Annotated in this window: 9 protein-coding genes, 1 tRNA gene and 2 pseudogenes; 7 read left to right on the top strand and 5 right to left on the bottom strand. The window is 59.4% G+C overall.

The genetic code is table 11. The features are described from left to right. The 3 genes and pseudogenes from BM413_RS33970 to BM413_RS31950 form a co-directional block, all read left to right on the top strand. Nucleotides 1–149, top strand: a pseudogene (locus BM413_RS33970) (ATPase); the annotation flags it as partial. Nucleotides 150–682: 533 nt separating this feature from the next. Beyond that, nucleotides 683–847: pseudogene (locus tag BM413_RS31955) on the top strand (JAB domain-containing protein); the annotation flags it as partial. Nucleotides 848–962: 115 nt separating this feature from the next. Then, a complete protein-coding gene (locus tag BM413_RS31950) occupies nt 963–1,691 on the top strand; it encodes a class I SAM-dependent methyltransferase (RefSeq protein WP_091918864.1) in 729 nt (242 codons plus the stop codon). Nucleotides 1,692–1,760: 69 nt separating this feature from the next. Here the strand turns inward: BM413_RS31950 and BM413_RS31945 are convergent, their stop codons facing one another. The 3 genes from BM413_RS31945 to tig all read right to left on the bottom strand — a co-directional run bounded on the left by BM413_RS31945 (nt 1,761) and on the right by tig (nt 4,495). Next, nucleotides 1,761–2,369 carry a hypothetical protein gene (locus tag BM413_RS31945; RefSeq protein ID WP_139238714.1) on the bottom strand — a complete coding sequence of 203 codons (609 nt, stop codon included), beginning with the start codon at nt 2,367–2,369 and terminating at the stop codon, nt 1,761–1,763. Between the two features lie 83 nt (nt 2,370–2,452). Next, entirely contained in the window at nt 2,453–2,923 is a 471-nt protein-coding gene (locus BM413_RS33965) for a hypothetical protein (protein ID WP_091918862.1), read from the bottom strand. Nucleotides 2,924–3,007: 84 nt separating this feature from the next. Next, the gene (tig, locus tag BM413_RS31935; RefSeq protein WP_091918865.1) at nt 3,008–4,495 is read right to left on the bottom strand and encodes a trigger factor; all 1,488 of its coding nucleotides are present in this window, start codon (nt 4,493–4,495) and stop codon (nt 3,008–3,010) included. Between the two features lie 347 nt (nt 4,496–4,842). Here tig and BM413_RS31930 point away from each other — a divergent pair. Then, a tRNA-Leu gene (locus BM413_RS31930) sits at nt 4,843–4,927 on the top strand. 19 nt (nt 4,928–4,946) lie between these two features. Here BM413_RS31930 and BM413_RS31925 read toward each other — a convergent pair. Both BM413_RS31925 and BM413_RS31920 read right to left on the bottom strand, forming a co-directional pair. Continuing rightward, a complete protein-coding gene (locus tag BM413_RS31925) occupies nt 4,947–5,528 on the bottom strand; it encodes a GDYXXLXY domain-containing protein (RefSeq protein WP_091918861.1) in 582 nt (193 codons plus the stop codon). Continuing rightward, entirely contained in the window at nt 5,528–6,643 is a 1,116-nt protein-coding gene (locus BM413_RS31920; RefSeq protein ID WP_091918860.1) for a DUF2157 domain-containing protein, read from the bottom strand. Before BM413_RS31920 ends, BM413_RS31925 begins: the two co-directional genes overlap by 1 nt. Before the next feature lie 237 nt (nt 6,644–6,880). On the opposite strand from BM413_RS31920, the gene BM413_RS31915 reads away from it, so the two are divergent. The 3 genes from BM413_RS31915 (at nt 6,881) to trmFO (ending at nt 9,148) form a co-directional block, all read left to right on the top strand. Then, nucleotides 6,881–7,021 carry a DUF1127 domain-containing protein gene (locus tag BM413_RS31915; RefSeq protein ID WP_091918859.1) on the top strand — a complete coding sequence of 47 codons (141 nt, stop codon included), beginning with the start codon at nt 6,881–6,883 and terminating at the stop codon, nt 7,019–7,021. Between the two features lie 63 nt (nt 7,022–7,084). Next, on the top strand, nt 7,085–7,225 hold the full coding sequence (locus BM413_RS31910; RefSeq protein WP_091918858.1) for a DUF1127 domain-containing protein: 141 nt from the start codon (nt 7,085–7,087) through the stop codon (nt 7,223–7,225). A 513-nt stretch (nt 7,226–7,738) separates the two neighbouring features. Beyond that, nucleotides 7,739–9,148 carry a methylenetetrahydrofolate--tRNA-(uracil(54)-C(5))-methyltransferase (FADH(2)-oxidizing) TrmFO gene (trmFO, locus tag BM413_RS31905; protein ID WP_091918857.1) on the top strand — a complete coding sequence of 470 codons (1,410 nt, stop codon included), beginning with the start codon at nt 7,739–7,741 and terminating at the stop codon, nt 9,146–9,148. Nucleotides 9,149–9,959: the final 811 nt, after the last annotated feature.

Genomic DNA, 9,959 nt, shown 5'->3' with positions numbered 1-9,959 from the left:
TCGAGGATCAGGACGGGTTTACGAAGGTAACCCTGGGCATGATCTTGAGCACTGCGGCCGAGTTCCAGGAAGCAAAGGGCTTTGGGGCGATTGAACTAGGTATGCAGACGCTTGCCAAGTTGGACCGTTTCGTTGCGTTGCGGTTATAAATCTGTCGATTTGGCGTATTCCTTGGCTCGTCGAAACAGAAGGTCAATTCTCGAGGCAGACACAGGCATCTATCAAGTTGATCGCCCCAGGGAACCAGCCTGGAAGCGACGCAACTGGCCCGGCGGTCGGGCTTCCGGCAGAGCTACCACCGCTGCCGGAGGCATCTGATGAGACCGTCGAGATCACGCCGTCAATCCCAAAGCCACCACGGCAAAAGAGAACGCCGAGAGAGGGTTCCGCACCCGAGACCAGATCCGTGGCGAAACACCATCGCCCGGCACGTCATCCATTGCTGTTTGGTGTCGAAGAACATTTGCGGAAAACACGGGACGTGAAAGGTAGCACACCCAAACTACGAATCGCCGAGGGCAGTCGTGCCACAACCGTGAAGCAAAATTTCCCAACATGAACGCTCAGGACCATAGATGATAAACGTTGGGGGCGGGGAAAACTCCGACCCCAAAAACCTACCCCGGAAAAAGAAGAAACAATATTTCTACTGCATTTTCAATAGTTTAATGTTGCATTTGGGTTGATCCACAACCACCCTTCCGGCGACCCGACACCGTCGCGGGCCGATATCGACATGACCAAGCTGATCATCGAATCGGCCAAACCACTCGGCATCGCCGTGCATGATCACATCATCATCGGCAAGAAGGGCCATGCCAGCATGAAGGGCCTGCTGCTGATCTAGACCTCTCCCCGCTCGTAGCGATCATAGCCAGCTTAACTATGTTTAGACTTTGCTAATACTAATCAAACGTTAAGCGCTAAATACAGACTGGGGATATGAGCGAGGGACATGGCGCATGCAGGCAGCCGAAATTTCCAATTCCATTACTACAACGCAAACTAAAGCCGATCCGTACGCAAACAAACAGAGCCTTGAGTTCAGTTTTCGGCAACGTAGATTCGAGCAGATTCAGTCTCTTATCCAAGCGACCATGGATAAGAAAGGGAGTTGCGAGATCCTCGATCTCGGAGGCACTGAAACATATTGGTTGATCGGCGAAGATTTCATCCAGCGTAACCGGAACAGCATCCACTTTACCCTAGTCAACACCGAGAACCATGAAATCAGGCAGCGTGACCTGTTTTCCTTCGTCGTCGCAAGCGCGACCGACCCGAACCTTTTCGCAGACAGGCGCTTCGATCTGGTTCATTCCAATTCCGTGATCGAGCATGTCGGGACATGGGCGGACATGAATATGTTCGCTGCCAACACGCGCCGATTGGGGGCGAACTACTATGTCCAGACACCGAACTACTGGTTTCCATACGAACCGCATTTCCGCTTCCCCGGCTTCCAATATCTGCCGAGGCGCGTCCGTATCGCGCTAATCCAGCGTTACTCGCTCGGTTTCTTCCGGCGTATCGCCAATTACGCGGAGGCCCAGGACATAATCGATCATCACTGCCTGCTCTCCACCCGTCAGATGGAGATGCTGTTCTGCGACGGCAAAGTCACTCACGAAAAATGGATGGGTTCCAGGAAGTCCATAATCGCCATCCGCGACGAAAGCCTCAGGCAGGGCTGACGGAAATCCCGTCAGCCGATCCGCAAAGGGCGACTGCAGGCGACGTTTCGGCTGCAGCATTTCTTTCGCTCACGGCAGCGGAACACCGCACGAGCCGGCGATTTTCGTCAGGGCGTCGCTGATACCCGTAAGGTTGAAGTCGGCCTCGCCGTTGCCCGACAGAAAGCTGATGCGCCAGACCGCCCGGAACCGGCTGGCGCCCAGAAGGCGGGCAACGGCCGCATCGCCGTCCATGAAGAAGCTGCGATTCTGGAAGCCGAGCGACCATTGCTCGGAAAATGCGCTGCCGTCGATGCGCAGGTCGAGATCGATTGCCTGCCGCCTGGAAAGAGACTCCCTAAGCTGGATCGACTGCGTCCAGTTGGAATTCCCGCCCGCACGGCAACCGATCGTGAAAACGGGGTGATACTCGATAACGCGCGAGGAATCCGTGCTCATCGTGTTGGTCGAGAACACCGACGCGGTGAACTGGCCATTGCTGCCGTTGCCGAAGCGCCATCCATCCGCCAGCTGCGCTCGCGCGGTGGTGGCCCCAAGCGCCCAAACAGTGATGAAAAGCATAGAAAGCAGGATTTTGGCAGTTGCGCGTGACGTCATACTTTCCCGTCCCGGAACCATTGGAATGCAATAAGGCGAATGCAGCGGCAATTTAGTAAAACGACGTTTGAGCGCGAACAAGCGCCTGGACGTCTGACGGCTGCGGAATGATTGCATAGCAATCACGCGGATTCCAGCCGCATCAAATTTGTAAAGTTGGGTCTCTATGCGGCTGCGAAGTCAGCGCGCGTGTCCATGTAGGCTGACGGACTTGGCTCGCTCTTCATCATCGCTTTTCGCCAGGCTTCCTGCTCGGCGTTTATAAGAGCTAGTTCCCAAACACAGGCGATAACTGGCCTTTTGACTGTGTCCATCGGTTCGGAGGCAGCATACAGCTTCCGATAGATATGCTGACAAAGCACCGAACCCTGTATCCACCAGTGAGCCGAAATGGAAATACCAAGCTCGCCAGGATGAATGATCACAAAGCCCATGCCATTGTCGTCGCCCTCGTCCACCACGCGCGGCAGCACTTCCTGTCGCACAAAAGACTGCGCAAGGGTTACCATGGCTTGGTCGATCTTCTTGTTATCTGCGACAAGGCCATAGACTTTAAGCTTGAGGCCGCCAATGTCCCATTGCCCCAAATTTGAAACACCTCGAGGACGATAGATCTCGATCGTTTCAGAATTCATTGGCTCCACTCCATTTCAGCTCAAAAGCAAAAAAGGCCGCTGTCTTACCAGCGGCCTTTTTCATGACGTCCCGTAAGCGTCGCCTTATTCGGCGTCAGCTTCCTTGGCCTTCTTCTTGGGAGCGGCCTTTTTCTTCGGCTCTTCGGCAGCAGCCTCGTCGCCGGCCTTCTTGTCGTCAGCCTTCTTGGCGGACGCTTTCTTGGCCTTCTTTTCCGGCTTGGCTGCGCCTTCGTCCTCGTCGTCGGCCATCAGCTCTTCCTTGCTGACCTTCTGGTCAGTGACGGAGATCTGGGTCAGCAGATGGTCGATGACCTTCTCTTCGAACAGCGGCGCGCGCAGGGTCGTCAGCGCGTTGGCGTTGTTGCGATAGAAGTCGAAGACTTCCTGCTGCTGGTTGGCCGGATAGCGGCGCACGAACTCGAACAGCGCGCGCTGCAGTTCCTCGTCCGACACCTGCACGCCGGCCTTCTCGCCGATTTCAGCCAGAACGAGGCCGAGACGCACGCGGCGCTCTGCAAGACGCAGATACTCGGCGCGGGCTTCCTCTTCCGTCGTCTCTTCGTCGGCAAAGGTACGGCCGGCGGCGTCGAGATCGCGATGGACCTGGTTCCAGATGTTTTCGAACTCTGCTTCGACGAGCTTGGACGGCGCTTCGAAGCTGTAGCTCTCGTCGAGCTGGTCGAGAAGCTGACGCTTGACCTTCTGGCGCGTCATCGTGCCGAACTGGCTTTCGATCTGGCCGCGGACGATCTCGCGCAGGCGCTCGAGCGACTCAAGGCCAAGGCTCTTGGCGGTCTCATCGTTGATCTCGAGATCGCCGGGCTTGCCGACTTCCTTGACGGTGACGTCGAAGGTGGCTTCCTTGCCGGCCAGTTCAGGCGCGTTGTAGTTTTCCGGGAAGGTCACGGTCACGAGCTTCTCGTCACCGGCCTTGGCGCCGATCAGCTGATCCTCGAAGCCCGGAATGAATTCCTTGGAGCCGAGCACCAGCGGCTGATCGTTGCCGGTGCCGCCGTTGAACGGCGTGCCGTCGATCTTGCCGACATAGTCGATCGTGACGCGGTCGCCTTCTGCAGCCTTGCCGGTCTTGGGCTCATAGGTGCGGGAAGATTCGGCGATGCGCTTGACCTGATCGTCGATCTCGCCTTCCGGCACGTCGAAGACCTGGCGGGTCACGGCGATCTTGGAGAAATCCTTGATCTCGATGGCCGGGATGATTTCGTAGGAAAGCTGGAACTCGAAGTCCGCGCCGCCGGCGAGGATCTTTTCGGCTTCCTTCTCGTCCTCGGTCATGGTGACTTCCGGCTGCATGGCAGCCTTTTCGCCACGATCGGAGATGATGGTGCGCGTCGAGTTCGACAGGATCTCGTTGACGACCTCGGCCATGAACGACTTGCCGTAGACCTTGCGCAGGTGCTGCATCGGCACTTTTCCGGGACGGAAGCCGTTGATACGCACCTTGTTCTTGGCGTCCGAAAGCCGCTCGACGAGCTTGGCTTCCATATCGCCGGCCGGCACGGTCACCTTGATTTCGCGCTTAAGACCGGAATTGAGTGTTTCGGTAACCTGCATCATAAAACCTTTGTTTTCACGAAAGCGGCTGAACAAACGGCGTCCTGCCGCTCAGCCTGCCGGAATTCTCGTGCCGGGGGTATTCTTTGGGCGGGTGAAGCAATTCAACCGAGGTGGCTCGCGCCGCCGGCGGAAAGTGCTGTCAGTCCATTCCAAGAATGTGGGTAAGTCTTTGTTTTTCCTGCTTCTTACCACATTCGTCCGAAGCGGACCTTTGTAACCCGTCACATTTGACACGCCTTTTGTCACACACGGACTTATTTTTCAACTCTCTTCGCACGTAAGCCGGTTCATCGTTCAATCGCGACATTGACAGAATGATGGCCACGTGAGATTGCGGGCGCAATGCGGATGTGGCGGAACTGGTAGACGCCCTGGATTTAGGTTCCAGTGCCGAGAGGCGTGTAGGTTCGACTCCTATCATCCGCACCAGTTTTCCAGCGGCCTTGCTTCAATAAAGCGGCTCCGCATACAACTTCGTCTCGCCATCCATCAGCGCCTTGATCTGCGGCGTGCCGTTTTTGTCGACTGCGGCGACTATGCCGAAGCTGCGCACGCGCATGTCGCGCTCGATCGCCAGCCCCTCGCCTTCCGGCAGATAAAACCGTTCGATGCCGTAATCGACGCGAAGGGTGGCGTTCTCGTCCATGGTCCAGCTGGACGAAACCTCGCCACGCAGTTCCACTTCGCCGTCCGCTGGCGGCGTAGCCGGTGCCTTGCCGAGCGACGCCGAAGTCGCGTTCCAGAAACCGTCGGCGTCCTTTTTGACGCGCACGAAGATCGGCCCCGCCGCTGTCCACGACTGGCCGGCCGGGGCGTTGGCGACCAACTTCGCCGGAATGTTCGAAATATCGTAGCCGAGCCGGACATAGTCGCCGCGCAGCAGGTCGCGCGGATCGACGGGCTCGACCTTGAGCAACACTTCCTGCCCGTTGCGCAGGATCGCCGCGCGCGACGCGATGATCCATGACAGGAAACCGATCTGCACCAGCGCCAGCGCGAGCGCGGATATAAGAAGCCTGTTCTTGGGCATTACGCGGCTCCCTTCTGCTCAAGCAGCTTGCTCTTGACGCGCTTCTCGACCCTGATGATGAAGAGCGCGATGATGCCGAGCACGATGCCGGACGCCAGGAACAGGCCGGCCGTGTCGAGCATCGTGCCCAACATGACGACATAGACGTAGCAGAGCTCCAAGCCGAAGCCGGCATAGGCGACCCAGCGCAGCATGCGGCTTTCGCGTCCGGCCAGCAGCAGGGCTGCCGCAATGCCGGCGAAGGTCACGAGTGCTCCGATAGCCAGGCCCGGCGTCTTGTCGACCATTTCGGCCTGTACCAGCGCCAATCCAGTGAGGAAACCTATCAGGCAGTGCACCGGCAGCCTTCCCCCAAGCTGCGCGATCTTCTCGACGGGATCACGCAGATAGACCGCTGCCGCAAACAGTGCCGCCGAGACGATCGCCATGGCAGTTCCGATGCCGGCAACGTCGTCGTAATGCACCGCCAGCATGCCCCCATATAATATGAGTGACAACAGGATCAGGTGACGCGTGGTGCGGCTTTGCGTCCAATAGGACACCAGCCAGAGTACCACCGCGATGGCCAGGTAGAAAAACGGAAACCGGCCCCCGTCCCAATATTCGACCTGGCTCAGCACCATCCATGCGATTGCGATGCCGGCGGCAGCGATGGTGAGCGGACCGGAACGCAGGGCGGCAGCCGCCAACGCGGTCCCGAGACACCAGGTCATCACGGCGGAGGCCTCGTCGCCGCTGAGATGATACATCTGCCCGATCAGCGCGATCGAGCCGCCGAAGGCCGCTGCCGCAATCAGCCACAGCGCTTCAGCAATGGCGTCGCTGCCGCGCAGCTTCAGCGCTGCGCCGCCGATATAACCGCCCAGGATGATCGCAAACAGACAGGCGACGCGAACCAGGCGCGGTATCGCCTCCCAGTTCGAAGCGACCAGGAGCAGGATCGCCGCACCCAGCAACAGGGCTGCCATGACCGCGAGAATGAAGCCGAAACTGAACAGGTTGCTTTCGTTCGCCTCGACATCGCGCGATAACGCCTCGGCCGTCTGGGCGTCGATCAGGTCGCTCTCCAGCCAACGGCCGATGTCCCGCTTCACCCGTGACGAATAACCAGCCAATGCAACTCTCCCGATAAAGCCTGCGACGAAAAGACCGCCGAACAAGCCGTTGTTGTCATGGCTTTTTTAAGATTTGGCCACATTTGCGCCGCAGCCACTAAAATCGATTAATGTTGCAATGCACAAAACGCATTGCTGCCATGCGCCGATAGCACTTTTAAAATGTAACAGCCGGACATATTTAGGCTTCGTAAACAGCGATAAAGAAAACGAACCAAAGACGAAACGAGCACTACGATGAACCTGATCCGCAACTACCGCAACTGGCGCCGCTACCGGGACACCGTCTCCGAGCTGAGCCGCCTTTCGAACCGCGAACTGACTGACCTCGGCATCAGCCGCAGCGACATTCCTTTCGTTGCCCGCAAGGCCGCCTAACTGATTTCGAGGCCGATTGTGGCCTCGGCACTACCAAGACGTAAAGAAAGCAAGAAAAAAGAAATGAACATCCTTCGCAACTACCGCAACTGGCGCCGCTACCGGGAAACCGTTTCCGAGCTGAGCCGCCTTTCGAACCGTGAGCTCTCGGACCTCGGCATCAACCGCGCCGAAATCCAGTCGGTCGCTCGCCGCTCGATCTAATCTAAGGAATTTCGTCGGCACCTACCTCCTCCCAGGTCCCGACGGATGCAGTCAGCCTTCACCTCCTCCCGATCGCTGACTGGCCAAAACGACACCCGCCGCACCTCCTCCCGCGGCGGGTGTTGTCTCCCAAAGGGCCTTCGCACCCTCTAAACGGCGAAAAGAATTTCGTCGGCGCCTACCTCCTCCCAGGTTCCGATGAATACGGTCAGCCTTCACCTCCTCCCGATCGCTGACCGATCAAAACGACGCCCGCCGCACCTCCTCCCGCGGCGGGCGTTGTCTTCCGAAGGGCTTTCGCACCCTATAAATGGCGAAAAGAATTTCGTCGGCGCCTACCTCCTCCCAGGTTCCGATGAATACGGTCAGCATCTCCTCCTCCCGATCGCTGGCCGATCAAAACGACGCCCGCCGCACCTCCTCCCGCGGCGGGCGTTGTTGTTTTGACGGTACGCCGCGACCCATGTTTCGGCAGAGATTGATTTCCCCCGGCCATCGGCCTATTCCCCCAGCATGACAACAAAACAGCTCCATATCATCGGCGGCGGTCTCGCCGGTTCCGAAGCCGCCTGGCAGGCAGCACAGGCCGGCGTGCCTGTCGCGCTCCACGAAATGCGCCCCGTGCGCGGCACCGACGCACACAAGACCGACAGTCTTGCCGAGCTCGTCTGCTCCAATTCCTTCCGCTCCGACGACGCGCAGGCCAACGCGGTCGGGCTGCTGCATGCCGAAATGCGGCTTGCCGGCTCGCTGATCATGAATTCTGCCGACCTGAACCAGGTGCCGGCCGGCGGGGCGCTGGCCGTCGACCGCGACGGATTCGCGGCAGCCGTAACGGCGAAGCTCGAAGCCCATCCGCTGATCACCATCGTCCGCGAAGAAGTCACCGGCCTGCCGCCCGAGGAATGGCAGCAGGCGATCATCGCCACCGGACCGCTGACGGCACCGTCGCTGGCCGAGGCGATTGCCGAAAAGACAGGCGCCGACGCGCTCGCCTTCTTCGACGCCATCGCCCCGATCGTGCATTTCGACACGATCGACATGAACACATGCTGGTTCCAGTCGCGCTATGACAAGGTCGGCCCCGGCGGCACCGGCAAGGACTACATCAACTGCCCGATGGACAAGGAGCAATACGAGGCCTTCATCCAGGCGTTGATCGACGGCGGCAAGACCGAGTTCAAGCAGTGGGAAGGTACGCCCTATTTCGACGGCTGCCTGCCGATCGAGGTGATGGCCGAGCGCGGCCCCGAGACCGCGCGCCACGGCCCGATGAAGCCGATGGGCCTCACCAATGCGCACAATCCGGACGTCAAGGCCTATGCCGTCGTGCAGCTGCGGCAGGACAATGCGCTGGGCACGCTCTACAACATGGTCGGCTTCCAGACCAAGCTGAAGCATGCCGAGCAGGTGCGCATCTTCCGGATGATTCCGGGATTGGAAAATGCCGATTTCGCCCGGCTCGGCGGCCTGCACCGCAACACCTACATCAATTCACCGACGCTGCTCGATGAAACGCTCCAGCTCAAGGGCCGCACCGGCCTGCGCTTTGCCGGACAGATCACCGGCTGCGAAGGCTATGTCGAATCCGCCGCCATCGGCCTGCTCGCCGGCCGTTTCGCCGCCGCCGAGCTTCTCGGCCAGCAGGTGTCACCACCGCCGGTCACCACCGCATTCGGCGCTCTGCTCAACCACATCACCGGCGGCCACATCGTCTCCGACGACGAGCCGGGAAAGCGCTCGTTCCAGCCGATGAACGTCAATTTCGGCCTGTTTCCGGCAGTCGAAGCGCCGAAATCCGAAGGCAAGCGCCTGCGCGGCAAGGACAAGATCGTCGCCAAACGCCACGCCATCACCTCGCGCGCGCTTACCGATTGCCGCGATTGGCTCGGCATTGCGCCGGAAGTGCAAGCCGCCGAGTAAGCGGCCATGCACCGGGGCGGCTGATCGGCGATTGCGGCCCGACCTGGCAGGATATTGGCGGCCCGGTCCTGACGGTGACACCCCTGCCCCGCTGAAGCTCCTTTCCATTCAGGCATGGGTCCGTCGCAAGAGCGACCCCCGCATTCGCTCCGCTCATGCTGCGCCCGGGATGACGAAGGGAGGGACGACACTTCAAACGTCAACCCTGGCGATGGGCGGCGCCAACCACGAAGTTTCGTCATCCCGGAAACCGGAGCGAAGCGAAGGTTATTCGGGACCCATTCCGAGCATCGGCAAGCACGGCCCCGTCCTAATGTTGACGCGCGTTCTGCACCGCCGAAGCTCGTCTCCGTTCCGGCATGGATTCCCGACACTCTCCGCTCGTTCCTCGCTCACGAGGTCGAGAATGACGAATTGCATTTGGGGCTTGTCGCCAATCTCAGGCGTTGGCCGCTTGGCGCTGGCGGTTTGGCGTTGACGGTTTGACGTTGGCGGTTTGGCGGTGACGGTTTGCGAAGGCAGCAAATACCAAGCTCGTCATCCTCGGGGCCGGAGCCGAACGTAGTTCGGCGGAGGAACCCGGGGATCCATGCCGGAACATCGATGAAGCCGCTGCGGTGCAGAACCATCGAAGGTGAAGCTCACGAAGTGGAGGAAAGATTCTCACCCGATTTCCCGCCAACCCATTGTTTCCATTCACCCCGCACATTTTTTCACGCCCAATCTTTCCACACCCCAAGACACCGCCCGCATAATCCCCTCATCGCTCTTGCGGGACCGGGTTCTGGAACCGGGATCGGGGAGAGCGGCG

Origin of the sequence: Mesorhizobium sp. YR577 (assembly GCF_900116595.1) — a bacterium.
GTDB lineage: Bacteria > Pseudomonadota > Alphaproteobacteria > Rhizobiales > Rhizobiaceae > Mesorhizobium_M.
This window is presented reverse-complemented; position numbering and strand designations above follow the sequence as displayed.